Annotated in this window: 11 protein-coding genes; 10 read left to right on the forward strand and 1 reads right to left on the reverse strand. The window is 69.9% G+C overall.

Annotated elements, in window-relative coordinates; genetic code table 11:
• Positions 1 to 146 precede the first annotated feature (146 nt).
• On the forward strand, positions 147 to 833 hold the full coding sequence (locus ACF1B9_RS28650) for a S8 family serine peptidase (protein ID WP_391795945.1): 687 nt from the start codon (positions 147 to 149) through the stop codon (positions 831 to 833).
• A gap of 88 nt (positions 834 to 921) precedes the next feature.
• Here the strand turns inward: ACF1B9_RS28650 and eccCa are convergent, their stop codons facing one another.
• Complete coding sequence (eccCa, locus tag ACF1B9_RS28655) at positions 922 to 4,866, reverse strand: type VII secretion protein EccCa (protein ID WP_391745426.1); 3,945 nt, start codon at positions 4,864 to 4,866, stop codon at positions 922 to 924.
• Positions 4,867 to 5,165: 299 nt separating this feature from the next.
• Here eccCa and eccD point away from each other — a divergent pair, with 299 nt between their 5' ends.
• The 9 genes from eccD to ACF1B9_RS28700 all read left to right on the forward strand — a co-directional run bounded on the left by eccD (position 5,166) and on the right by ACF1B9_RS28700 (position 26,814).
• Positions 5,166 to 6,566, forward strand: a complete 1,401-nt coding sequence (eccD, locus tag ACF1B9_RS28660) for a type VII secretion integral membrane protein EccD (RefSeq protein ID WP_391745425.1) — start codon at positions 5,166 to 5,168, stop codon at positions 6,564 to 6,566.
• 17 nt (positions 6,567 to 6,583) lie between these two features.
• Positions 6,584 to 8,152 carry a type VII secretion protein EccB gene (eccB, locus tag ACF1B9_RS28665; protein WP_391745376.1) on the forward strand — a complete coding sequence of 523 codons (1,569 nt, stop codon included), beginning with the start codon at positions 6,584 to 6,586 and terminating at the stop codon, positions 8,150 to 8,152.
• 103 nt (positions 8,153 to 8,255) lie between these two features.
• Positions 8,256 to 8,621, forward strand: a complete 366-nt coding sequence (locus tag ACF1B9_RS28670) for a hypothetical protein (protein ID WP_361453918.1) — start codon at positions 8,256 to 8,258, stop codon at positions 8,619 to 8,621.
• A 126-nt stretch (positions 8,622 to 8,747) separates the two neighbouring features.
• The gene (locus ACF1B9_RS28675; RefSeq protein ID WP_361453915.1) at positions 8,748 to 9,071 is read left to right on the forward strand and encodes a WXG100 family type VII secretion target; all 324 of its coding nucleotides are present in this window, start codon (positions 8,748 to 8,750) and stop codon (positions 9,069 to 9,071) included.
• A gap of 13 nt (positions 9,072 to 9,084) precedes the next feature.
• Entirely contained in the window at positions 9,085 to 9,528 is a 444-nt protein-coding gene (locus ACF1B9_RS28680; protein WP_391745375.1) for a type VII secretion system-associated protein, read from the forward strand.
• 120 nt (positions 9,529 to 9,648) lie between these two features.
• Complete coding sequence (locus ACF1B9_RS28685) at positions 9,649 to 12,342, forward strand: AAWKG family protein (RefSeq protein ID WP_391745373.1); 2,694 nt, start codon at positions 9,649 to 9,651, stop codon at positions 12,340 to 12,342.
• 95 nt (positions 12,343 to 12,437) lie between these two features.
• The gene (locus ACF1B9_RS28690) at positions 12,438 to 12,851 is read left to right on the forward strand and encodes a YbaB/EbfC family nucleoid-associated protein (RefSeq protein WP_391745424.1); all 414 of its coding nucleotides are present in this window, start codon (positions 12,438 to 12,440) and stop codon (positions 12,849 to 12,851) included.
• A gap of 7 nt (positions 12,852 to 12,858) precedes the next feature.
• On the forward strand, positions 12,859 to 13,203 hold the full coding sequence (locus ACF1B9_RS28695; RefSeq protein WP_391745371.1) for a hypothetical protein: 345 nt from the start codon (positions 12,859 to 12,861) through the stop codon (positions 13,201 to 13,203).
• 18 nt (positions 13,204 to 13,221) lie between these two features.
• The gene (locus ACF1B9_RS28700) at positions 13,222 to 26,814 is read left to right on the forward strand and encodes a hypothetical protein (RefSeq protein WP_391745370.1); all 13,593 of its coding nucleotides are present in this window, start codon (positions 13,222 to 13,224) and stop codon (positions 26,812 to 26,814) included.
• Positions 26,815 to 26,853 lie beyond the last annotated feature (39 nt).

The following is a 26,853-nucleotide window of genomic DNA, read 5'->3' on the forward strand; positions in this document are numbered from 1 at the left end:
CTTCGCCGGCTCCGACCCCGTCCCCACGTACCTCTTCGACGAGGTGGACGCGGGCGTGGGGGGGCCGGCCCCCCGGGGGGGGGGGGGGCGGGGTTGGGGGGGGGGCCCCCGACGCGGGGGCGAAGGTCGTCCAGGTCTCCCCCGCACTGGCCTCCGGCTCGCCCGCACTCACGTCGGCCGTGCAGTACGCGGCCGCCCACGACGCGCTGATCGTGGCCGCCGCGACCCCCGACCCGATGCGCTCGTCGCCGGGCCGGGAGCCCGAGCCGCCGCGCGACTACTGGCCCGCGTCGGCGCCCGGGGTCCTCTCCGTCATCGACATGGACTCCCGGGGCGCCCGTCCGGACAACGCGCCGGCCCCGCTCGGCGCGGATCTCGCCGCCCCCGGCGACGGGGTCGTGGGCGTCGGGCCGCGCGGAAGAGGGCACTTCATCGGTTCGGGGGCGTCGTTCGCCGCCGCCTACGCCGCGGGCACGGCCGCCCTCGTACGGTCGGCGCACCCGGAGCTCTCGGCCGCGGCCACCGCACGACGGCTGACCCGCACCGCCTATCCGGCGGACGTGCCGCACCTGGACCCGTACGCCGCCGTCACCTCCGTACAGGATCCGGCCGAGCACACCCGGGCCGAGCGGGACGACTCCGTGGTGCTGCCTCCGGGCAACGGCAGCGAGGGCGCCACTCGCAGGGCGGTGTGGATCACGGTGGCCGGTGGCTCCCTCGCGCTGCTGGTCGCCTGGGCCGCGCTGATCGTGCCCCGCGGCCGTTCGCGCGGCTGGCGTCCCGCGGCCCGCCGTCGGGTGGCCGGGGCGGGGACCGGTACACCGGGCGACTGAGCGAGCGTACGAAAGGACGAAGGGCCCCGGGGCGCCGCACCCCGGGGCCCTCGGGCCTCTCGTGCGGATCAGGCCGGATCAGGCCGGATCAGCCCGCGGGCGGCGCCCCGGGCTCGTCCGCCAGTGCGGTCTGCACGAGGGCGGCCTTGCGCCGGACGATGTACTGGGCCCGGCCCGGCGGCAGATTGCGCGGCTTCACATTACCGAACACATAGCCCTCCGACGGCGGGCAGGACAGCAGCATGCCGGGGGTGTTGACCTCGTCCAGGCGGCGCAGCAACTGGTCGTTGAGACCACGGCCCGCGCCGGTCGCCGAGCGCACGGCGACCACGTGCAGACCGACCTCGTAGCCGAGCGCGAGATGGTCCAGGAGCGGGGCGAACGGGTGATCGTAGGAGCCGGTGCCACCGACCATGTCGTAGTCGTCGACCAGGACGAACAACCGCGGGCCGGTCCACCAGTCGCACTGCCGCATCCGGGACGGGGCGATGTCCGGACCGGGGAGCCTGGTCTTGATGGCGCGGGCCGCGCCGCCGACCAGTTCGCGCAGGGAGTCGACCGCGACGACGTGTCCGAGGCGGTACTCCTCGGGTACGGCGTCGACGAGTTCGCGTCGGTAGTCGACCACCAGGATGCGCGCCTCGGCCGCGGTGTACCGCGCGGTGATGGCACGGACCAGCAGGCGCAGCAGATTGGTCTTGCCGCTCTCGCTGTCGCCCACGCCGATCAGGTGCGGCGTGCGGCCGAAGTCGTGCCAGACGGGCGAGAGGGTCTCCTCGTCCAGGCCGAGCGGGACGCGCAGCCCCTCGGTGCGCTCCGGCTCCGGGAGCTGGGCGGCCGGGAGACGGTGCGGCAGCATCCGGACCGGCGGCGCCGGCGGCCCTTGCCAGTGTCCGGCGATCCGGTCGACCAGGTCGGCGACTCCCTCGGCGAGGTCGTCCGCGCTGTCGCTGCCGTCGATGCGGGGCAGGGCGGTCAGGAAGTGGAGCTTGCCGTCCGTGGTGAGGCCGCGTCCGGCGCCGCGGGGCACGGTGGCTGCCTTGCGGATGTCGATCACCGAGTCCATCGGGTCGCCGAGCTTGAGTTCGAGACGGGTCAGGGACTGGTCACGGACCTGGGCGGGCAGCTCGATCCAGCGGGCGGTGGTGACGACGAGGTGGACGCCGTAGTTGAGGCCGCGGGCGGCGATCTGATGGAAGGTGGGGATCAGCGAGTCGAAGTCCTGCTTGACCGTGGACCAGCCGTCGACGACCAGGAAGACATCGCCGTGGGGCTCGTCGGGGAATTCCCCGGCGGCGCGGCGGCGCCGGTAGGAGGCCATCGAGTCGATGCCGTTGTCCTGGAAGAACTGCTCGCGCTCGTTGAGCACGCCGGTGACCTCGGCCACCGTACGGCTGATCCGTTCGGTGTCGAGCCTGCCCGCGACACCGCCGACATGCGGGAGCCGGGAGAGCGCGGACAGTGCGCCGCCACCGAAGTCCAAACAGTAGAACTGCACTTCGCGCGGGGTGTGGGTGAGAGCGAGCGCGCTGATCAGGGTCCGTACGACGGTCGACTTGCCGCTCTGCGAGCCACCCGCGATCGCGACATGGCCGCCGGACGCGGAGAGATCCACCATCAGTGGATCGCGGCGCTGCTCGAACGGCATGTCCACCAGCCCCAGTGGCACCTTGAGCGCGCCCGGTCCCCGTGTTCCCGCCGGAGTGAGGCCGCGGTCCGGGTCGGGCTCGGGGGACGGCAGCAGCAGGTCCAGGGCGGGCGGCAGGTCCAGCGGCGGCAGCCACACCTGGTGGGCGGGCGGTCCCGAGGCGCGCAGCCGGTCCAGAGCGACGGAGAGCAGCGTGTCGCCGCTGTCGGACTTCTCGGCCGAGGCGGCGGGTTCGGGATCGGGCGTGCGCGCGGGGGCCCGGGGAACCACCCAGTCGGTGGTCCAGGGCATCACCTGACTGGCGACCCTGGCCTGGACGGCGGCGCCGCGCCGCTTGCGGTACGGGCCGGAGACGTAGGCGGCCCGGAACCGGGTCAGCGCGTCGACACCGCTCTTGAGGAAGCCGCTGCCGGGCTGGGAGGGCAACTGGTACGCGTCGGGGACACCGAGCACACCGCGTGACTCCATCGCGGAGAAGGTCCGCAGCCCCACCCGGTAGGAGAGGTGGCTCTCCAGCTGGTGCATGCGTCCTTCGTCCAGACGCTGGGAGGCGAGCAGCAGATGGACGCCGAGTGACCGGCCGAGTCGGCCGATCATCACGAAGAGGTCCATGAACTCGCGGTGCGCGGAGAGCAGTTCGCTGAACTCGTCGACGACGACGAAGAGGCTGGGGAGCGGTGCGAGGTCGGCCCCGGCCGCTCGGGCCTTCTCGTACTCCAGCGCGGAGGTGTGATTACCGGCGCTGCGCAAGAGCTCCTGGCGGCGCACGAGTTCACCGTGCAGGGCGTCCTGCATGCGCTCCACGAGCGCGACTTCGTCGGCAAGGTTGGTGATCACCGCGGAGGTGTGCGGGAGTTCGTCGAGGCCGAGGAAGGTGGCGCCGCCCTTGAAGTCCACCAGGATGAAGTTGAGTGTTTCCGAAGAGTTCGTGAGGGCGAGGCCGAGCACCAGGGTGCGCAACAGCTCGCTCTTGCCGGATCCGGTGGCGCCGATCAGCATGCCGTGCGGGCCCATGCCGCCCTGCGCGGACTCCTTGATGTCCAGCTCCACCGGCACCCCGTCGGCGCCGACCGCGACCGGGACACGCAGCCGGGCGGCGCCGGTGGAGCGTTCCCAGAGGGTGGCCGGGTCGTGCCGGTACAGATCGGGGATGCCGAGCAGGGTGGTGAGTTCGACGTCGGTGTCCAGCGGCTGGGCGGCGTCCGAGGACAGACTCATCCGGTACGGGGCGAGCAGCCTGGCCAGCGCTTCGGCGGAACCGGGGCCCATGGCGTCGGGACGGCCGAGGAGGGTGGTCTGCTCCTTGCGGCTGCGGTCGGTACGGACGAGGTGCAGGCTGTCGGGCTGGATGTCCAGGCGCAGCGTGGTGCGCCCGGGACGCCAGCTGAGGGCGCCGGACAGGTCGAGAACGACGGCGTTGCGCAGGCCGGGGCCGTCCAGGCGGTGGCCCGCGGGCACGGTGGTGCCGTCGACGACGATCACGGTGAAGGGTTCGTCGCGGCCGGGTACGGCCTCGGGGTCGAAGGCGGGCCGCTCGGAGAATTCGGCGCCGAGCAGGTCCTCCAGGTCACGGAAGGTGGAGGCGACCATCCGGGAGGGTCCCGCGCCGTCCTGTTCCTGGGCGTGCTGGCTGTGCGGGAGCCATTTCACCCATTCCCATTCGGCGCGCCGCTCGTCGGCGACGCACAGGGCGATCCAGAGCTCCTCCGGCGGGTGGAAGAAGGCCAGTTGGGACAGGACCGCGCGGACGGTGTCGCGGACGGCCTGGTCGTCACCGCGGAACAGGATCCGGGTCCAGGAACGCAGATAGAGCCCCGTGGGCTGCTCGGGAACGATTCCGTACGCCTTGATGAACCGGCGCATCGCATGGGCGCAGAGCGGTTCGAGGTCCTCGACCGGCTTGGTGGATGTCGGGGTCAGGCGCAACGCGAGCTGCTGGTCGCCGACAGCTATCCGTACCTCGGCGAAGTCGTCGTCGGTGGTGCGGCGTTCCCAGAGCCGGGTGGAGCGGACCATGGTGCGCAGCACCCTGGGCTCGGGGTGCCGCCAGGCGAGGGCCTGCTGCTGGTCGCCGACCGCCTCGTGGACGCGCCGCCGGATCTGCGAGAGATAGCGCAGGTAGTCGCGGCGTTCGCCGCGCAGCCGCTGCTTGCGCTCTCCGCCCTTGCGCATCACCTGGCCGATGAGCATGGCGGCCGACGCGGTGACCATCATGCCGAGCGCCAGGTAGGTGAAGACGCTGCTGCCGCCGCCCGGACGCATGAACATCAGCATCATGGACACCGACATCATGGCCATCGGCAGATAGGTCCAGATCGCCGAGGAGTCGGGAACCGTCTCCGGCAGGGTCGGTGGCTCCTGGAGGTTCAGCTCTCCTTCGGGCATGTCCGGGCCGCGGCGGCGGGCTGGGCGGCGGAAGAGGACCACACTCAACGAACAGACTCCTTCGACGACGGCGACGGCCGGCCGCGGAACGGCGGCGAACCGCCCGCCGTGACGGGTGGACCGGGCCGGCGCGGGCACACGGGGGCGCCGACACGCGCACAAGCCGGACGGTTCCGGACCAACAGGGACTGCCGAGAGGTCCGTTGACAACGGTCCGGATGATGATCAGTAGTCTGCATCCGATCGCCAAGCGCGTCCACGTCGCATCCGACAAGTCCCCGAGAACGCGAGCCCTCACCGTGACCGACAGCTCCGTGGCGGGCCTGTGCCGCCTCACCATACGTGCCCCCGAAAAGACCATCGACCTTGCGGTGCCGGCCGATGTGCCGGTGGCCGATCTCCTGCCCACCGTGCTGCGTTACGCGGGTGAGGAACTGGAGGAGAACGGCCTGGACCACAGCGGCTGGGTGCTGCAACGGCTGGGCGGACCGGCCCTGGACGACGAGGGAACCCTGGAGACCCTCGATCTCAAGGACGGTGAGGTGCTGTACCTGCGCCCGCACACCGACGCCCTTCCCGAAGTACGCCTGGACGACCTGGTCGACGGCATCGCCAGTGTGGTGCGCGACCGGCTCCACGGCTGGACCGCCGACTCCAGCAGACGGCTGCTGCGCGCCCTGTGCGTGCTGACTCTGCTGACCGGACTCGCGCTGCTGGCCTGGCCGGGCGGCCCGGTCGGCGTCCGCGCCGCCGGAGCGGGCGCGGTGGGTGCGCTGCTGCTGGCCGGGGCCGCCTCGGCGAGTCGCGCGGTGGGCGACGCGGCCGCCGCGGCGCTGCTCGGGGCGATGGCGAGTCCGTATCTGGCGCTGGCCGGCTGGCTGTTGCCGGGCGGCGATCTGAACGGCCCGGACGTGCAGGAGGTGCTCGGCGCCCGGCTGTTGGCCGCGGGGGCGGCCGGGGCGGGCGGTGCGGTGCTCGGGCTCGCCCTCGCGGCCGTGTCCGTGCCGTTCTTCCTGGCGACGGCGGTGTTCTGGTGTGCCGTCGCACTGGGCGGGGCGCTCGCCGGGCCCGCGGATCTGACGATGGACGGAGCGGCGACGGTGCTCGCCGCGCTGTCCGTGGTGCTGGGCGGCTTCGTACCGGCTCTGGCGTTCAAGCTGGCGGGGATGCGGATGCCCGCGCTGCCGACCAACCCGCAGCAGTTGCAGGAGGGCATCGAGCCGTACGCCGGTGGCGAGGTGACCACCCGGACCGAGCTGGCGGGCGGCTGGATGACCGCCCTGTACGGGGCGGCGGGCGCCATCTGCGCCGCGTGCCTCGTCGTGCTGGCCGACGACCCGAACCTGCCGGAGACCCTGACCGCCTCGGTGCTCTCGCTGCTTCTGCTGCTGCACGGGCGCGGCATGGTCAATGTGCCGCAGCGCCTCGCGCTGCTGCTGCCCGGTGTCTGGGGTGCGCTGCTGCTGACCGTGGCGTCGGCGGCGTCACTGACCCCTGGTGAGCGGCCGCTGCTGGTCGCGGGGCTCGTGGCGTTCACCGCACTGCTGGTGATCGTGTCCTGGACGGTGCCCGGCCGTCGTCTGGTGCCGTACTGGGGCCGCGCGGCCGAACTGCTGCACTCGGCACTGGCGATCAGCCTGCTGCCGCTCGCGCTCTGGGTGCTCGGCGTCTTCGCCGCGCTCCGGGCGATCAACGGCTGACCCGGAAGGTATGCGACATGCAGTCCAAGCGTGACCAAGTCCAGGCGCACACCTTCGTGATGGGCCGGCTGACCTCGGGGATGCTGCTGGCCGATCCGGACGCCCCGGAGAGCCCGCTGGGGCGGACCACCCGGGGAGTGCTGATCGGTGTGGTGATCACGGCGCTGGTGGCGGCCGGTTCGCTGGTGTACGGCTTCATGTCCCCGGGGGGCGACGACGCGTGGCGGGCCTCGGGGACGCTGGTGGTGAACCGGGAGACGGGGGCCCGTTACGTGTATGTGGGGGGCCGGCTGCGCCCGGTGCGCAATTACGCCTCCGCGCTGCTGGTCGGCGAAGGGAAGCTGAAGTCCGATGACGTGAGCACGGCTTCGTTGAAGGGCACTGCGGTGGGCGCGCCGGTCGGCATACCCGGCGCCCCGGACTCCGTCCCGGGCGTGCGGGACCTGGAGGAGGATCCGTGGCAGGTCTGCTCGGTGCTCGCCTCGGAGGCGGGCGCGGGCGCGGGGGCCCTCGGCGGTGCCGGCGGCCCGGGAGGTTCCGGCGGTGCGTTCACGGCGCTGGTGGCCGGTGCGCCGGTGGACGGGCGCGGGATGGGTGCAGGGCAGGGTCTGGTGGTGTCGGGGCCGGACCGGGCGCGGTATCTGGTCTGGCAGGGCAGTCGGTTGCGGCTGGACCGGGGCGCGGGCGCCGCGGTGTCGCTGGGGTACGGGGCGGTGACGCCGCGGCCGGTGTCCGCCGCGTTCCTGGACGCGTTGGTGCGGGGACCGGATCTGGTGCCGCCCGCCGTGCCCGGCCGTGGCGGCGCCGGCCCTTCGCTCGGCGGGCGTCCGTCGAAGCTGGGGCAGGTCTTCCAGTCGCGCACACCGGGGGCCGCGCGCCAGTACTACCTGCTGCGCAAGGAGGGGCTGGTCCCGTTGACGGAGACCGGAGCCGCGCTGGTGCTCGGTGACGCCGCGACCAGGGACTCCGCGTACGGTGGGGCGGCGCCCGCCGCGACGGTGATCGGTGCGGCCGAGGTGAAGGCCCGCCTGGCGCCCGGTGCGGAGGGCAGCGAGCCCGTCCCGGCCGGGCTGCCCGGGAGGCCGCCGCGTGCCGAGACCGTACCGGCAGGGTGGGCGGCCTGTGCACGGGTGCGGCCCGACCACGGAGACGGCACCCGGGTGACCGGCGCGCTGGTCCCGCTCACCGGGCTCCCCCCTGCCTCCGCCGCGTCGCCGGAGGAGATCACCCCGGCCTGTCTGCCGGTGGACGCGACGGCCGTGCGCCCCGGACACGGCGCGCTGGTCAAGGCGCTCGGCGCGGGCGGCACCGATATCGGCGCAACCACCTACTTCGTCGCCGACAACGGGGTGAAGTACCGGCTCCTGTCCCAGGCCGCGCAGAAGGCGCTGGGGTACGACGGCGCCACCCCGCAGGCGCTTCCGTCGCCGCTCCTGGCCATGCTGCCGTCCGGACCCGATCTGAGCCCGGAGGCGGCCGCGGCGGGACGCGGCGTGGGCACGACGGCGCCGTCTTGCCCGGGAACGGACGTGGACAAGGGCAGCCGTACGGACAACGGCAGATTGCCTTCCGGTGAAAGCAGTTGATGGTTCCTCAGGAAAACCTCAGATGCCACCGAGGATCATTGAGCACACCACGGATCTGATCATAGGATCGCGAACATCCAGCACTTGAGGCATGGGAGACACCGTGGCAGACGAAGGCGCGCAGACGGGGCCGGGCGGCAACCTCCAGCAGTCGAGCGAGAGCTCGACACGGAACGGCATTCAGGCCCTTGAGGCGGCCTACAGCGGGATTCTCAAGTCCCGGCAGGACGTCGACGACACCCGCAACAACCTGAGCAAGGGCTACCAGGGAAGCGACGGCGGCCAGTACGGCGCCCTGCTCAAGCAGTGGGACGACCAGGTCAACATCATCCTGAAGAACCTGGAAGACATGGTCGACAAGCTCAACACGAGCCTGGTGGAGCACGGCAGGACGCAGGGGTCGTCCAACGACGCCATCAACCAGGCGTACAGCGCCTCGCAGAAGGCGTTCGACGACCTGATGGCGTAGCCCGCCGCGCCGAACGGCGTGATCGCGTACCGCGCGTCCCGTCGTTCCGCCCGCCGGTCGTCCGGCACCCCTCGTCGTCACCGGCGGCGAGGCACCTTCCCAGGCAGCGAAGCGAGGTCTCCCCCGATGTCCGAAAACCTGACCGACGGTTACATCCTGGTCGACTACGGCCACATGAACAACGCCGGCGACGACATGGTCCGCCAGACCCAGGCGATCGCCCGGACCCTTGCGTCGCTGGAGGCGGAGCTCGGCGAGCTGCGCAAGACGTGGTACGGCTCCGACGCCGACGTCTACCGGCAGAAGCAGGCCGCCTGGGACCAGGCGGTGAAGAACATGGAAACGCTGCTGAACTCGCACGCGGCCCTGCTGTCCGACATCTCGGGCAATTACAAGTACAGCGAGAACTCGCTGTCGCAGATGTGGTCCGAGATCACCATCGGCCGCTGAGCGGGAGCCACCGATGGCCGACCTGACGCATCTCGACGGCAAGACACTGAAGACGTTCACCGACCACGACGTCGCGGAATTCATCAAGGCGCTGGACGACATCCGCAAGGACTCGAACGCCGGGATCAAGGCGCTCAAGAGCATTCTCGACGGCCGTACGGACCCTCAGCACCTCCAGCAGGACCCGGCGCTGGCGATCGGCCTGATGGGCAAGGACGACGTCGTGCACGGGCAGTCCCTCGTCACGGCGGTCAAGAAGGCGGCCGGCTCGGTCGACGCAGTCTTCGACAGCCAGCACACGCTCTTCAAGCACATCGAGCTCGATCTGCAGGAGACGATCACGAAGCTGCTCGACACCCAGGGCAAGAGCCTCGAGTCGATCGACGGTGCCTCGTTGCTCGACATCTTCTCGGACGTGGACAAGGAGCTCGGTCCGACCACCAAGACCGGTACCTGACCCGGCCGTCCCCGCAGGGGGACGGTCCGCTCCGGCGATCCCCCGGGCCGCTCCCGGGCCGACCCGTCCGCGTCCCCTCCCGCCCGCCCCGATCCTCTTCTTCGCCCCGGAGCGTTCCGCATGTCGACCCCGACCTCCCCCGCCTACGACGCCGACGACTACTGGGGACAGGGCGTCACCAAGTTCACCGGCTATCCGATGCCCAGCCGCAAGGGTCTGTTCACCGGCCTGAGCAGCAAGGAGAAGAGCCCGCTGTTCCGGATGAGCCTGGACAAGATTTCCGTCCAGTCGGTCGTGGACGCGGCGAAGCAGGGGTCGCTGAAGAGCGAGGGACAGGACTACGACCTGTACTTCTACTCCAACGCCAACGGCAACGTGGAGATGTACCACGCGCGGCTGGTCTTCATCGGTTCCTTCATGTCGGAGAACGGCCGCAGCCGCGGGCTGGACGCCCATGAGTCGCTGTCCGGGGGAAAGTACAAGGGCAAGTACGGCGACGACTTCGACATCGGCCCGCTGGGCCAGTACATGGGCGGCCCCGGTGCGGCGCTGGACGCCCTCATCAAGTCGAAGACGACGCGCGGTACCTCGTACAACGGGGCGACGGTCCCCGACGCCGACTCGGTGGACCTCAATTCGTTCCAGCAGACTGCCCAGGCGTTCGACCGGGCCGCCCAGTTCTTCGTGGACCAGGCGCAGATCCTGGACGGCTGGGAGAAGTCCCTGGGCAGCGAGCAGTCGGCGTGGAAAGGTCAAGCCGCGGGAATTTTCTGGCAATTGGTGCACCAGCTGCACGGGAACTACGACAACTACGTGCAGCAGCTGGGCGCGGACCAGAAGTTCTCCCCCCTCGGCGACCCCGCGTACACACCGAAGTCCCACCACTCGAACCACCTGATGCAGGCCCAGCAGACCCTGCTGAGCAAGGCGCAGACCATGTGGACCGCGTGGGACACCTGGATGGCGCAGAAGGAGCACGACCCGCACCACTTCCTGATCCAGACCCTGGACGAGATCCTGGCCTGGCTGAGCCAGAACAACATTCCGTACATCTCGGTGACCACCCGCCAGACCGGCAAGGACAGCTACAGCACGTCGTACTCCACCAAGCCGGGCTTCCAGGAGCCGCATCCGAGCTACGGCAATCTGAACGACATCCAGAACTGGGCCAAGGTGGGCGAGGAAGCCGTCAGGCGCTGGAACCAGTTCATCGAAGCCCCCCATCCGGAACTGCCCGGGCTGGAACTGGGCCTGAACGGCACCGCTCAGCAGGTGCTGTCCGATCTCAACAACTCCTGGATCGACGCCGCCACACCGTTCGAATCGGAACTCACCACCAAGAACACCAATACGCTGACGGAGTTCTACACCAAGGAACAGACGGAGAAGACCAAGGAAGAAGCGGACAAACACAGCGAGGATCTCAACAAGACGCTGGAGAACCTCAACAAGGGCATCGGGGACATGGGCAAGGGCGTCACCGACACCCTCAACGATCTGGGCGGCGGGAACGGACCGAACGGACTGAACGATCCGCTGGGCAATTCCGACAGCGAGACGAAGGATCTCAACGGGAACACGGACAAGGGCGCGGACCAGAACACCGGCAAGAACCTGGCCGAGGACCTGACCAAGGACCTGAACAACAACCTCGCGAACGGTGGCGGGGACTCGACACAGACCGGTCCGCTGAACCCCCTGGTCCCTCCGCCCACCGTGTCCAACGGCTCCGTTCAGGGGCCGGGCGGCGGGGTCACCACCCTCGACAGGAACGGCAACCTGGTCACCACGTACCCGAACGGTGGCCGGTCCGTGTACGACCCGAGGACCGGGAAGTACACGATCACCCCCGCGCAGGGCAAGGCGACGGTGCAGGACCTCAACCCCGGTCAGAGCGTGACCAATCCGGACGGCAGCGTCACCAAACGGAACAAGGACGGGACGCTCACCACGACGTTCGAGGACGGCAGCCGGCAGACCGTCGATCCGGGCACCGGCAAGGTCACGAACATCGACAAGAACGGCAAGGAGACGGTCACCGATCTCAACGGATCGGGCACCGGTCTCCGGTGGCCGCCGGACCGCAACACCCACCTCCCGCCGCCGCCGACGCACAGCGATCTCCACCACGATCTGAACCACGATCTGAACCGGGACCTGAACCGGGACCTGAACCGCGATCTCGGCAGGAACCACGGCGGGAACCTCCACCGCGATCTCAACTCCCCCGGCGGGGCCGACCACACCTCGCTGAACACTTCGTCGTCCGGTGGTGGCCGGACATCCGGTGGCGCTCACACCGCGGGCGGGGGCGACTACGAGGAGTACGACAGCACCTTCCATCCCGGTGGCACGCTCGGCGCGCCGCCCGGTGCCAACGGCGCCGGGGCTCTCGGCACATCGGGCACGGGCACTTCGGGCACAGGCGCCGACCCGGCCGGTACCACGCCCCTCAACCCCATGCCGATGGGCGGCATGGGGGGTATGGGAGGCATGGGCGGGATGGGTGCCGGTGGGCAGGCCGGCGGATCATCGGGGGAACGCGTGCGCAATGTCCTGACGGAGAGCGGCAGCGGTGAGCGCGGCGGCTCCGGCCGTTCCGGCGATGGACGGCGCGGCACCGATCGGGAGCGGAGCCCCCGTCGGGTCCGCACGGCCACCACTTCCACACCGGTCGCCGGTGGTGCGACGGGCGGCACCCAGGGCGGGCAGGCGACCGGCAGCGGTGAGCGCGACCGGGTGCACTGGGTGGCCGAGGACGAGGACGTATGGGGTACCGAGGAGGGCGGCACGCCCACGGTGATCGGACGGTGAGCGGCGCGATGAACGAGTCGGCGCAGGGCTCCTCGGCGGGGCATGGCGAGGTCTCGCCCTACGCCCGGTCCGTGGAGGCCCGGCTGGCCGCGGCGATGGCCGAACTGGAGGCCACCCAGAAGGGGGTGGCGAAGGCCGAGGCCGAACTGCGGCGGGCGACGCGCACCGTGCGCTCGGCGGACCGGTCGGTCGAGGTGACTGTGGGGTCCCAGGGCGAACTGACCGATCTGCGGTTCCTGGACGGGAAGTACCGGACGATGTCTCCCGGCGAGCTGTCCGGTTCGGTGCTGGAGGCGTTCGGACGGGCTCGTACGGAGATCGCCCGGCAGGTGATGGAGACCTTCGAGCCGTTCACCCGGCCGAGCGCCGAGGTGCCCGAGCTCACCGGTGTGGACATCGACTGGGCGAAGATCTTCGGGCCGGAGGTGCTCCAGGATCCGGACGACCGGGCCCAGCAGGCCTCGGGGCACCGGCTGCGTGACGAGATCGACGAGGACGAGGAGCGCTGAACGCGGCATGAGCGACGCCTATTTCGCCGAGCCGGCCCGGATCCAGGCCGGTCTGCGGCAGATGTTCTCGATCAGTTCGTCGATCGGGTCGATGGTCGACGACTTCGTCGCCGATGTGCGTGCGACGCGTGACTGGCCCGGTCAGGACGACAGTTTCGCTCTGGAGGTCATCCCGCAGGAACAGAAGGAGCGGGAGAGCAGTACCGAAACGGCGATCGCCCTGTCCGACGCGGTGCACGGGGTGGCTCACGGGACGTCGGTCAACCTGACCTCGATCCAGTCCAACCAGAACAACATCCTGGACGCCATCCGGGATCACAGGATCAGCCCCACCAACAGCGGCAAGCGCTGAGGCAGAGAGCACCGCCCCATGTCGATCAAGGCGTCGCCCGAGCTGAACAATCTCCTGTTCGTGCTCATCGGTGAACGGCTGCTCCAGGCGGACGAGGATCTCGCGTACGCGAGCCGGCGTCCGTACCACCGGCTCGCGGACCGTCTCACGGACCTGTCCTGCGACATCGAGCAGTCGGTCGTCGGGATCAGCCGGTCGCTGCCGCCTCAGGTCGGTGCGCACTATCTGCAGTCGATGAAGCTCTTCATCGACAACGGTGGGACCAACCATCTGCGCGACTTCTCCAGCCAGTTGAAGAACATCGGCGACGGGCGCACCGAGACGTCGATGAACATCACCGAGTCCAAGTGGCAGATCATCGCCGAGCTGATCCGGCTGTTGATCGAGCTGCTGATCATCTTCGTGATGTCGTTCTTCTCCGGGGGAGCCTCGGCGAGCGACGCCGCTGTGGCGAAGGCCCGCAGCCGGGTGGTGCTGCTCACGGTGCTGGACACACTGCTGAAGCGAACGCATCTGATGCCGAGCCTGAGCGAGGCGTTCGAAGAGGCGTTCCAGACGTTCGCGGTACGCCTCGCCATGATGGTGGCGGGGCCCGACGGGCGGCGGCCCAAAGGGTTCGACTGGAAGGCCATCGCACAGGACGGCGTCTTCGGTGGCTTCGCGGGTTTCTTTCACGGCGCGTTCTCGTCCGGGCTCGGGAAACTCCTCAAGAACATCACGGGAGCGGGGCCGGTCCCGGTCAAGAACCTTGCCAAGGACGTGACCGGCAAAGCTCCCGTGCCGACGCGGACGAAGAGCTGGGGCAACACGGCGCTGAACGACGCCAAGGATTTCCTGGTCTCCGGGGGCTCGGAGTCCGTCGCGGAGGTCGTGGCGGGCGGGCTCACGACCGGGAACTGGACCACGACCTGGGACACGTTCCTCGGTTCCGGAATCAGCAGCAAGGCGGAATCGGCGCTCAGCCACAGCGCGTCCAAGCCAGGAACCTGGGTGAAGAACAACTTCACCGGGATGAAGGTGAATACGTCGAGCAGTGGGGGCCCGGCCGACAGCACGGGGAGCGGATCCGGAGCCGGCACGCGTACGAAATCCGGCACGGGCGCCGGCACAGGCACAGGCGTCGGCGCCGGCACGGGCGCGACGCCGAAAACCACCACCGTGTCCGATCCGGCCCATGACCTCAGCACCGGCCCGGACGGCGAGAACGACCAGCACGACGAGGGGAAGACCGGGAACTCCCCCGTCCCGGCCCCGACGAACCCCAACGGCTCGACGCGCCCACCGACGAGTTCCACGCAGCAGTCGCCCGATGCGAACACGCTCGACGGTCCCGAAACGGACACTCCCCCGGAGAACAACAGCGAGCACGAGACCGAGCAGGCAACCGAGCACGACCCCGCATCCGTTCAGCAACCCGGTTCCACTGGTGGGCCCGGAACCGCTCACAACAGCGGGCACCAGAGCGACGTCCGGTCCGACCACGTCGTGGACAAGGACAACGCCACCAAGGAGAACAACAGCGAGAACAACAACGCCGACAGCACCGACGAGATCGCCCACGACACCGACACCGGCACCGACACGGACACGGACACCGAGTCCAGCAGCGATGTCCTCACCCAGGGGGACACCACCCCGCCCTCCCACCAGGGCCCGAGCAGCCTCTCCTCGCCCTCCGGGCAGACCTCGCCGACCTCTGAACACGAGGTGTGGAAGCAACTCTTCGACAAGTCTCCTGGTGATCCGGGTCAGGACATCGTCTCCCTCACCGACGAGCAGCAGCACCTGCTCGAACGGATCGGCGAGGAGCGCGGCACACCACCTCCCACGCTCGACGAGGTCAATCTGCGCAGGGACCTGCTCAGCCGGCTCCATGAACTGGACGAGGGTGTCGTCATCTACGTCGACGACGCCGCCAACTTCGGCCATCAGGCCGCCGCGACCATGCTGATGGACTCCCTCGACGCGCTCGGATACACAGGCCCCATCACGGCCATCGCCGACGCCGGCGTCCAGAAGCGGCTCGAACTGCTGCTCAGCGAGGACCTCAGACAGCGTGTCCAATGGCTGACGGGCACCTTCGACCTCAGCCACGACGCGCAGGTGACGCCGTTCCCCTCCCACTCCGCCGGATCCGGACCCCGGACCGGTGACAGGCGGCTCGTCCTCGTGGCGGCGAGCGACCGGCTCTCGGGTGAACCGGACATCGCGCGCAAATTCCTCGACTTCATGGACACGGACCGGGCCGTCATTCTGAAGCCGTACGCCTGGGAGACCTCGCACCGGCTCGGGTACTCCCGCCAGAACGCCACGTCGGCGGTCACGGTGACGGATCTGGAACTGAGCGGGAGCGGCGCGGACACCGACAGCGCACCGGACCGGACGGTACCGGCGAAGGCGCTGTTCAACTTCCCCACGCCACTGTTGACCGGCGACGAACTGAACCGGCTGATCGACCAGCACGAGGACATCGCTCCCCCGCAGCGCGCGGCGGGTCTCAAGGCCCTGGCCGAGGCCGTCCGCAACGGCGCCGTCGACCTGATGCCGGTGTACGGGCTGCACAACCTGGAACCGCAGGCGCGTGCCTCGTCGCTCAGCTCTTTGGCGCAGGGCATCCACGACGCCCGGCTGGGCAAGCCGTCGGTGATCCTGACGTTCGGTGCGGTGGCGGTGGAGGGCGCCAGGAAGTACGAGCCGGACTGGCTGCACACCACGACGCTGGGTGATGAGCGTCTGGGCGAGAAGCTCAGCGGTCTCGATCCGGACCACGTCCTCGTCGTGGACGGAGACAAGCTGCCCCAGGACGTGTTCCGGCAGATCTTCCAGCTGGGCGACCTGCCCGCGGTCGTCGAGGGTGCCAACACCAGCAACCTGATGCAGCTTCTCGGGCGTCCGTACCTCTCGGCGGTCACCCGGCACACCCCCTACGACTCCTTCGATCCGGAGCAGGCGGCCCGCCTGGAGCAGGTCACCAAGGCGGTCACCCACTACACCGAGTGGGGACAGGAACTCGAATTCACGGACGGCTGGCCACGGGCCGAACGTACGCAGACCGCTCTGTCGGTCCTCAAGGCCCTGCCGCCGGCCGAGGACGGCTCGGCGAACCTGAAGCTGACCCAGGACGAGATGGCCCGGCTTCTCGCCAGGGACGACGGTTCCAGGAACCCCGACCGGAAACGCAGGTACGACGTCCTCGAACCGGCCCAGGTCGCCGAGACCCTGCGGGGTCCCAGCGGCCTCGACGCCATGCTCACGTACGAGGCCGTGGACAAGCGCACGGTGACCCCGCCCCCACCGATCCACATCACACCCGCTCAGGTGGAGCGACTGCGGACCTTGGTGCGGGCGCGGCACGAACAGCATCTCGAATCCGTACGCGAAGAAACCGCGGGCTACTCGGTGATCCCGAGTGCCCGGCAGACCGCGATCATCGCGGACGCCCTCAGGGACATGCGCGATCCGGATTCGGCGCTGTACGCGTACTACCAGGATCTGAGGTCCAGGGCTCGCGACCCGTACAACGATCAGACGCTCCAGGCCCTGCGGGTCGTTCTGACAAGCCGTCAGCCACTGCCGGTACCCGTGCAGCCGAAACGAACCGCAGCGCCGTCCCCGGTGGTCACGGAGTCCCGGGCGACTCTCCGGCCCCCGGTCCGGTCCCAGGCGCCGACGCTGCCTCGGACCCAGGACCGGAATCAGCAGGGAAAGACGTCGACGACGGCCACTCCCGCGCCCATGAAATCGCCCACTCCGGTGCAGGTGACCTCGACGGCCGGCCCGGTGCAGGCCGAATCCGAATCCGACGAGGAATTCGGGAACTTCGGATCGCTGCTGGACGACGGACCCGCGTCGTCCGACGAGGACTTCGGGAACTTCGGCTCTCTCCTCGACGACACGGCCACCGCTTCCGACGACGACTTCGGCGGCGAGACCTTCGGAAGCCTGCTCGACAGCGGCGCCGAGTCCGAGATCGAATCCGTTCCTGTCGCCGGCACCTCACATCCGGTCACGGCTGCGCAGCCGCCCGTCCAGCCCCGGATCGTCACCCGGCCCGCCTCGTCCGTCCTGGGGCTGGACGACAGCACGGTGTCCGACAGCGATCTCGTGCGTCAGCTCCTGGTCGACGCCGAGAACGGACAGGTGGGCTCCGCCTCGCACTCGGACACCGACTGGAAGCAGCGCTCGAACCGTTTCCCCACCGTCGTCGGCGCGGACACCTACCGCGACCACCGCCGTGACAAGGCCGCCATCCTCCGCGACCGCCACACCGTGCCGTGGAAGGGGCAGAAGGTCTCCTTCTTCGCCGCGCACGGCACGCCCACCCGGGTCACCCTGACGCGCACCGACGGTACGAAGGTCAGCATCACCGGCAAGGAGCTGGGCCGTTATCTGCTCCGCACGCAGGAACTCGGGCCGCAGGGCCGACCGATCGTGCTGTACTCCTGCTCCACGGGCGGCGCCCCCACGCACGGCGGCCTGTCCGCCGCCCAGCATGTGGCCAACCTGACCGGACGGGTCGTGTACGCGCCCACCACGGACGCGGGCACCGCGCTCGTGAACGGCCGGGTGGAGCCGATCCTCTACCTCGACGCACACGGCACGCCGGGCTCGTGGGTGGCTCTCCACCCCGAACCGACCGGCGCGACCCTCACCGGGCTCGCCGCCGCGGCGGGGCTGCACGAGGGGACGCAGCCGCTCGACCCCTGGGCCCGGACACGGACCCTGCAACTGGTCCGTACGCTGCGGGGGACGTTCGGCATCGACGTCGAACGCTCACCCCGCTACCCCGACCTGCTGAGATCCCTGGCCGAGCTGGACTCCGCACGGTTCGGTGGTGCCGCGTTCTGGGCGCCGTACCAGAACGGACGGATGATCCCCGAGCTCCTGCGCCGGATCAGCCACGACCTGGCCGCGGCACCTGCGGCGGACTCCACGGCCTCCACACAAACGGACGGACGGACCGGTCCGGCGGAAGGAACGTCCGGCGGCTCCGTGATGGAGCTGGGCGACCTGGCGCAGCCCGAGGGGGACCAGGGTCTCGCCGGCCTCAAGGAGCGTTACGCAGAACTGCTTTCCCTCACGCTCCCCGCGCCCACGACGGTCCCGAACCCGGAGCCCGACTCGGACTCCGTCCCGGACGACCCGGCCACCGGCCCCGCCTCCGAGCCGCCTTCCGTCGGAACGACCCCGCCCCTCCCCTTCGCCGACGAGCTCGACCTCCACCGTCCGGCGCAGGTGGTCCCCGACATGCCGTCGCCGCCCCCCGTCGGAAGCCCTGTGGTCTTCGACAACGGCAGCGAGCTCCCCACCTATCTGACCGGAGACGGAAAGAAGCCCGATTCGGGGAGTACCTACGGCCAGAGCCACGTCACCCTGCGCGGCGTCGACCGGGCGGTCGGCGAGATCGCGGGCCGTACCGGACTGCGTCTGCCACCCGGCCCACCCGGACCGAAGCATCCCCTCACCGCGCTCGACAAGGCGCTGCACCTGACCCCGCAGGTGTTCCACGGCGACGGCTGGACCTCGCCCGCCTTCGAGGACGCGGACGGGCGAAAGCGCGTCCTGCGCGTCGTCCAGCGGCCGCACAACGCCTGGGAACGGTTCACCGACCCCGACGGCAACCCGGTGAAGGTCGACCAGGTCCAGCGCAGTCAGATCACGACGGGCGGCACGAAGTCCGTCTCCACCGCACGGCAGTTGGCGGTGAGCCTGCCGGTCGGACCGCCCGGCGGGGTCGCCGCCTACGGCAGGGTCGGGGCCGCCTTCGGCAGCCAGCGCACCTATGACTACAACACGCAGGACCAGACCCTCAGCCAGGTCGAGACCCGGCTGGCCGACGAGTCCCATCTGTATCTGGACGACGTGCAGTACGAGGTGTGGACCGAGGACCTCACCAAGCCCGACGAATCCACGGAGCGGAGCACGTTCGGCGTCCGCCACGGTCTGCTGGTCAGGATCTCCGACAGCCTCACCACGAAGAGCACCTCCCTGCACGCGCCGCCGACGATGGAACTGGACGCGTCGTCCGACTACCGGAACGTGCACACCGAAGGGTTCGGTCCCGTACAAGGACTCCTGGAGTGGGCCGTCGGCGTGACGGGTGCCGAGCCGGGCAGCTCCACCCATGCCGAACTGACCAGGTTCTTCAGCTCCGAGAACTTCCATCGGATGGCGGACCGGATGGCCAAGGGCAGGGTCACCGGTCAACCACTGTTCAAGGAGGGCAGGTCCGCGACACCGCTGGGCGCGTTCGTCATCGACCGCGTGGTGCCCGGCAAAGCACTGCTGCTCTCGGAGACGACCCTCGCCGAACTGCGCAACACTCTCCAGCAGGTGATCAAGAACGACCGGAGCCTGTCGCGGACGACGAGCCAGGAACTCCAGGCGATCCTCGGTCCCAGCTTCGACATCACCTCGTTCTTCGGACCGCCCGCCGGGCTGCGGGCCATGGCGGGGCTCTTCGGCCGGTACGGGCGCAGCGCCACGCGCACCGTCGTGTTCGGCGGCTCCGGGAGCAGGAAGACCGTCGGGCGCGCCAAGAAGGTGCCGACCGATCTGTATCTGGTGCCGAAGACGGTGCGGGTGCACATGGTCGGAACATCCGAGACCAAGTCGATCACCACGTGGAGCCTGGACCGGATGACGCGGGCGGAGGCCCGCAGGCTCGCCAAGTGGGACGACGGGTCCACGCTGCGCCGGGACACCGAGGAGCCCTTCGCGCCGCCCTATCTGACCGACACGAATCCCACGACGCTGGGTATGAGCCGCGCCGAGACGTTCTTGCACGAGCACGAGATGTCCAACGGCCAGGAGCACCCGGGTCCGGTCCCGGACCGGAACTTCCTGGACACGTTCACGGACCGCACGATCGAGGCGATCGCACGGGCCTACCCCGGCATGGTCGCTCCGCTGGAGCACTTCGGCGACCCCGAGCACAGTTGGTGGCGCGGCGACACGCACTACCGGATCGCGCTGCAGAACACGCTCACGCTCGTCAATACGCTCAGTCACCACAGCATGGCCGGCGGGCTGGAGACGCTGGTCACCACGGGCATACGGATCGGATTGACCGACCCGCACCGCGCCACGCGGGCGAAGCGATGGATCTGGATCGACGGCGAGCTGGCCGGCCGCCAGTACGTGGGGACGCGCGACGATCTGATTCTGCGCACCAGTGCCGCGGGCTCGGAGCGGCTCGACGGCTCGGAGAACGTGGTCAGGACGAAGGAGGGGGGCTTCGACGTCAGTCTGGCCGTACGCGACTCCGTCAAGGACTCCAGCGGCATGCCGATGAACGCCGGCGCCGCGCAGGCCGGATTCCGCTGGACACGGCAGAAGGGACGGCGCACCGGGTCGGGTGCCACGGCTTCGTACGAGTCGCTGCACGCGAGTGCCTCGCCGTCGCACGTGTTCGGGTATCAGTTGAAGCTGACCGTGAAGAGCGGCGGCTACTGGCGGTTCCGCGGCATGCTGCGGGGCATCGGCTCGCTGGGAGTACTCGGCACGGGACCGTTCGTCCGGGTGGAGAAGAGCCGCGATCTCATCGGGGGCACCGCGGGCCAGGCCATCACCGGACAGGTCCTGCTCAATGTGCCGGACGAGCACAGCCCGCGCACCGAGCCGGTCGAGCCGGTCGTCAAGCCGCCTGTCACCACTGCCCTGTCCGATCAGCGGACGCTGGCCCTGCTGACCGGGAATCCGGACGGTCTGGCCGAAGGACACGAACTGAGCCCCTTCGGTGATCTGCCGTACCAGCTCATCAGCGTCGCGGGCCATGACGAACTCGCGCGGACCGCCGAAGAACTGATGGCTCAGGCATCGGGCGACTCGTGGCACTTCGCCCGGACCGGCTCGGCGGCGCACGACGCCATGGTGCGCCAGTTCCAGTCGCAGTACCTGACGTCGGCGTTCGACCAGTCGTCCGCGAAGACGGGCGCGCGTACGACCGGGCTCTTCGGTTCGGGCCCCTATCTGAACCGCGTCGGCGAACTGGTCCACCGGACGCAGGCACGCAATCCGGTGGTCGTGTCGGAGTCGGTCAGCATCGAGACCGAGCAGACCATCGGCAGCGACATCCAGGTGTCGCACGCGGTCGTCACCACCCGTGTCTTCACTGTCAGCGGCGTCTTCTCGCTCACCCGCAGCCATCCGGTGGGCCCTTCGCTCGCCGGCGCGTACGGGCTGCAGGCACGCTGGGCGCGGGCCAGGGCGCAGGCGGACACCGTCAGCCGCACGGTCACGGCGGAGATCGACCGGGACGACGAGAGCCGCAAGTATCTGGTGTCCGCCGACACGGTGCACGAGATCGCCGTCGCCTCGGCCCCCGATGGGCTCCTCGCCCCGCTGGACAAGCTGGCGCACCTGACCAGCCTGTCCCGGCGTGGTCGGCAGCTCATGTTCGGCTCCGACCTGCTCGCCCACGTACCGGAGAAGGCCGCACATCGGCTGGGGCTGGTCAAGGACGGACTCGGCGAGGTACCGCTCTACACGAAGTCGCCCTGGTATATGCCGAATTGGCTGCGCCGCAATCCGTTCGGCTCGTTTCCCGTCAACTCCCTCGATCCCAGCGAGGCGTTGAGCGCCTTCGACCGGAGGCTGAAGGGGGCGAAGGTCGACTCGGTGAGCCGGGAGCGGGTCCGTTCCCTCGTCACTCCGCGCGCGTTGCTCGCGCTGCGGCAGCAGATGGCTTCCCCGGCCGGGATGACCGCACGGGGCCGGGTGCACCGGCTGAGTCTCGGACCGGTCAAGATCGGCTCCCGGGACGCCGTACTGCGGATGGAGCTGATCCCGGGAGACCCGAAGTTCGACGGGCTCGATCACAGCGCCACGTTCCAGGACAATCTGGCCGCCGCCGAGACGATCGACGTGGCGCAGACCAAGGGCGTGTCGAAGGCGCTCGGCGTCTCGGTGTCCGAGGGGATCCGCACCGGGAACGAGAAGGCCACGGCCGTGTCCCCCTCGTACGGGGAGTCGGGCGCCTCGTCCCAGCAGACCTCGGTCACCACCTCGATCACCCGTCTGAAGGGCTTCACCTTCTATCCGAACGAGCCGTACGCGGACTTCCTCACGCCCTACCGGATCCGGCTCACCCTCGACTTCGGCGACGGGAGCAGCATCGAGGAGTCGGGCGACGCGGGGACACTGCGCGAGCAGGTGCCGCTGAGCCTGTCCGCCCCCCGGATCCAGCACGAGAACGCACCGGACGGACCCGACGACCTCGGCGAACCCGATGACCTCGGTGATCCGGAGGTGGTCGATCCGGTCCCGGAGGTCACGTTCTGGCCGCCCGCCGCGGTCACCCCTGAGTCCGTCGCCGCCTGGCAGTCGACGAAACAGCCCGACGGTACGACCCGCCCGTTCTCGCTGCCGTCCAACGGGTTCCACGTCCGTCGTGTCACCAATCTGCCCACCATGCGCCAGGCCGCGGACCTCGCCATCGCCAAGGCGTACGGCACCGGACTGCCCAACGCCGAGAAGTACACCGGCGCACCGCTGGTCACGGCCGTGGGCAAGGCCCACCGGTCCGGCCTGGTCCGGCCGGGCACGGCCGCCGCCCAGGCGGTGACCGACGGCCTTCAGCCCACCCAGCTCGCGGCGTTCTTCAGCGACAGCACCGACGAGGACGGGTACGTGGTCGCCGGGCTGTCCGAGAACACCTTCGCCGGGGGTGCCAACGGCAGCTACCGTCTGCACTCCAAGCCCCACCTCGACCGGGCGACTCTTCTGACCGTGGCGCCCGAGAGCACCATGGAGAGCCCGGAGCGCTACACGGAGGGGTCCGACACCACGATCACGCTCGGCGGCACCGAGTCGTCGACGCTCGGGCTCCAGCCGAACCTGGCGACCCCGGCGGCGGGTTCCACCGGCCCCGCACCCACCGGGAACGGCATGAACGCCGGTGAGGGCACCGGCAACAAGGCCACCGACGCCACCGGCTCGCAGTTCAATGTGAAGCCCAAGACGGGCCGGTCCTTCCTGTTCTCGATCCCCACCGCCTGGCTGGGCGTGGCCGAGGTGGAGCGCAGCTTCAAGGACAGCTCCGCCGGCGCGTGGATGGGCAGGGCCCTCGGTCCGTTCGGCTACACCAAGCCGGGCCCCCAGGCAGTCGAGTTCGAGACGCACGTGCTGGCCTGGGTGCGCGAGGACGTGGCACGGCAGTACGGGCTCATCGGCGACGACTCCTTCCCCGAGTCGGTCTCCGACGCCTGGACGGCGGTGAAGGACGCGACCGGTGCCTGGGTCGACGCCGACAAGAAGTACTGGGCGGCGCGGCGCGAGATCAGCGAGATTCCCTCCCTGACCGAGATGCGGAATCAGATCAACCGGCTCGAACGGGAGCGGGCCGATGTCCGCAGGGTCCGGTCGCTGGCCGGGTACACGGGCCTCGCGCACCCGGGCACCACGGGCGACCGCTCACCGCACGACCTCGCCACCGCCGAAGAACTCGGCGCGCTGAACGTGAAGTTGAAAGCGGCCAGGAAAGCACTGCGCGACCGGCCCGCCGACGTGGCCGAACGCGACCGACGGGTGACCGCCCTGGCGGATCTGCTGGCCACGGCGGACGAGGCGGCCGCCGAGTTCCACCGGATCCGGGCCGCGGCCGACCGGCTGACGCGCTGGCACCGGCTGCCCGCCGGCAGGCGCGAGAGCCTGACCGCGCCCGAGGCAGTGACCTACGAGCCGCCCGCCACGGCCGAGGAACCGGCACGACCTCCGGTTCCCAAGTACACCGGTACGGCCTTCGACACGGACACGGACGAGACCGCAGGTGCCGACTTCGGTCCGGCCACGCTCGTCTCCCCCACCGGGGAGACCTACGTCCTGAACGACGTGCCCGAGGACGGCGACGGTTTCTACCACGCGCTGGCGGAGTCGCTGCACCACACCGCCCCCACGTCGCTGAGCGACCAGGTGCAGGCGACCGACCGGGCGTCGCTCGTCACCGGACTGCGCGCACTCATGGCCGGTGCGCTCCAGCACCCGCGCAATCGCAATCTGTTGAAATTCGCCCTGCCCGACCGGCCGGACACCTTCACGAAGGAGGAGTTGGAGTCCGGTGGGCCTCGGTTCGCCCAGGACTCCCCCGAGGGGCGGGAGTTCGAGAAGCTCGGCAGGATCCCGTTGTACGCGGCGCTGCCGGATCCGCAGGAGCGCGCGGCCCTCGCCGCCGCCCAGCTGAGGCGTCCCGGTGCCGCCGCCGACAACAGCGGCTGGGACCACGGTGCCGCGGACCTGCTGCCCGCGCTCGCGGCGCGCACCTTCCGAACCCGGGTCACCGTCGTGCGCGACGACGGCACCTTCCAGGAGTTCGCCCCACCCACGGGCTCGGACTCCGCGGCACCGCACATCGTGCTGTTCCTCAAGGACAAGCACTACCGGTGGGCGGCGCTGGACGGCGTGCCCCCGGCGGGAGACGGTCCGCCGCTGCCCGCACCGGTCGCACCGGCCACGAAGGCCTCCGTCACGCCGAAGGAGCCCACGCCGCCGCCGCGCCCGTCCTGGACGACTCCGCCGTGGAAGCGCCCGAACACCGGCGAGCCGGCCCGATCGGGCCACATCGTCGACGCCCGCGCGATGACGCTCACCGACCCCTCCGGCATCGTCCATGACCTCGTCGGGCCGACCGGCCCCGGCAACGGTACCGGTCACGGCTTCTGGTCGTCCCTGGCCCAGGCGCTGCCCCCGAGCCCGACGGGCACCGCCGCCGCCCTGGTGGCGAACCGGTCGCTGCCCGAGTCGGTCAGAAAGGATCTGCTGGAGGAACGCCGCTGGAACGACGCGACGACGCAGACCGCGATCCAACTCGCCGCGGACGGGCGGGGCATCACGATCGTCGTGGTGAACGAGGACGGTACGTCCCGCACCTACGCCCCGTCGGACCCGGATTTCTCCGCCGACGAGCGGAACTGGCCCGTGGTGACGCTGTTCCGACGCGGCTCGGACTTCCTGACGGCCCGGCCCAGACCACCGGTCGGCCCTGCCGAGGAAACGACCACCGGAGTGATCAGCGAGAGCGCCGACGACGGCCCGAGCACGCCGGACCCGCTGAGCCGGTTCCTGGACGAGCACGGACTCAGGGACATCGAGGTCGGGGATGCGCAGGTGCGCCGCCTCGGCAAGGAGGGCAGGCCCCTGCTCACCGGGAACACGGGCGTGAGCGCCACCCTCGCTCTGGGTGCACAGGTCAGGATCGCGGACCTGGGCATCGAGGACGTCCAGGTGCGCACCCTGCTCCAGCGCAACGCGGATCTCCTCCGGGACCGCCCCGGCGTACTGGAGGGTCTGAACAAGATCGGCAAGCGCGAAAACGGCCCCGGCCCGGCCCCGCAGCCGTCGACGTCCTCGTCTCCCCCTCCCACGCCGTCCACGCCGCCCACCATGGTGTGGATGCCGGGCTACGCGACCGGCGACCAGTTCGGCATCGCCGCCATGCTCATCGGCGACCCCGAGCGGTACTGCCTGATCGTCACCGGACCCGAGCGCGGTGCGGAGGGGCACGACCCGAGGGACAAGGGCCCCGCCATCCGGGATTTCCTCATCCGAAGCGGTATCCCGTCCGAGCGTGTCCTCCTGTTCCGGACCGATTCCGTCAAGGCGGGAAAGAAGGTCGTACAGGAGCAGTTCAGGATCAGGTTCCCGGAAAGCGGGAATCTCTCCAACAAGAAGCTCGACGCCCATGTCATTCCGGTCGGATCCGGCACGACGTGGATCGGCGAGAATTTCGACGAAGACATACGCGACCGGATCCGTGCCGCCTGGAAGCTGGACGACGACCATTTCTCCGAAGCGGACCGGACAGCCGTGGAGACCTGGCTCCGGAACCGGGACATCGAGGTGTCCAAGGACCGCGAGACGATCGTCCTCTGGTCGCGCTTCAGCGGAAAGAAGGGCGACATCCACAGCGAGCACGACACCAGCTACACGGGCATGAGTCAGCTCCTGGAGGAAGTACGGCTGCGGGCGGCGCAGCAGGGCAGGAACCCGCTGGTCATCATCGCGGGCGATGCGTACGCGGACCCCCGGCACCAGGGCAAGTACGCGGAATCGGTGCGGAAGATGCGCGAACAGGGACTCGATGTCCACAACCTCACCCATTTCTGGGAGGACGCGTCGGCCTCGCACGCCGCCTGGGGCGGTGACACCCGCATCGGACAGATGCGGCTCTACGAATATCTGCACCGCAACAGCGCTCCTCTGCGACATCTCGGGTTCCGCAGCGGAAACCTGGAGGCGATGGCGCTGTCCGGACACGAGGTCCGCTACCTGGAGGAACCCGGCAGCAGTGGCGGCGCTCGGATGGAGAAATGGCACGACGCGAACTCGAAGAGAGGACATCTGTCGAATTCGATATCCATCGGATACGAGCGCATCATCGTCCACGAACCCCCCACCCGCACCGGCAAATATCTCGTCGGGAAGCGTGCATTGCAGACGGACGGGCCGGGACTCGGGGACGGGCCGGGACTCGGCTGGAACGTGGAGCGGCCCCCGTTCGTCTTCGGGTACCCCGGGCCGCGCGCCGAGAAGCCGAAGGAACTGAAGGACCTGGAAAAGGGATTCATGACCGAGGACGTGAAGAAGATCGTCGACTATCTGCTCGGTGCGTCATGACGGACCGGAGCGATGAGCCGAGTCACGAGCCGGAGTCGC

This window comes from Streptomyces sp. NPDC014727 (assembly GCF_043083485.1).
GTDB lineage: Bacteria > Actinomycetota > Actinomycetes > Streptomycetales > Streptomycetaceae > Streptomyces.

Coding starts and splice junctions, on each gene's coding strand:
- ACF1B9_RS28685 (WP_391745373.1), top strand. CDS start 9,649: ATGTCGACCCCGACCTCCCCCGCCTACGACGCCGACGACTACTGGGGA.
- ACF1B9_RS28700 (WP_391745370.1), top strand. CDS start 13,222: ATGTCGATCAAGGCGTCGCCCGAGCTGAACAATCTCCTGTTCGTGCTC.
- ACF1B9_RS28675 (WP_361453915.1), top strand. CDS start 8,748: ATGTCCGAAAACCTGACCGACGGTTACATCCTGGTCGACTACGGCCAC.
- eccCa (WP_391745426.1), bottom strand. CDS start 4,866: ATGCCCGAAGGAGAGCTGAACCTCCAGGAGCCACCGACCCTGCCGGAG.
- eccB (WP_391745376.1), top strand. CDS start 6,584: ATGCAGTCCAAGCGTGACCAAGTCCAGGCGCACACCTTCGTGATGGGC.
- ACF1B9_RS28680 (WP_391745375.1), top strand. CDS start 9,085: ATGGCCGACCTGACGCATCTCGACGGCAAGACACTGAAGACGTTCACC.
- ACF1B9_RS28690 (WP_391745424.1), top strand. CDS start 12,438: ATGGCCGAACTGGAGGCCACCCAGAAGGGGGTGGCGAAGGCCGAGGCC.
- ACF1B9_RS28695 (WP_391745371.1), top strand. CDS start 12,859: ATGAGCGACGCCTATTTCGCCGAGCCGGCCCGGATCCAGGCCGGTCTG.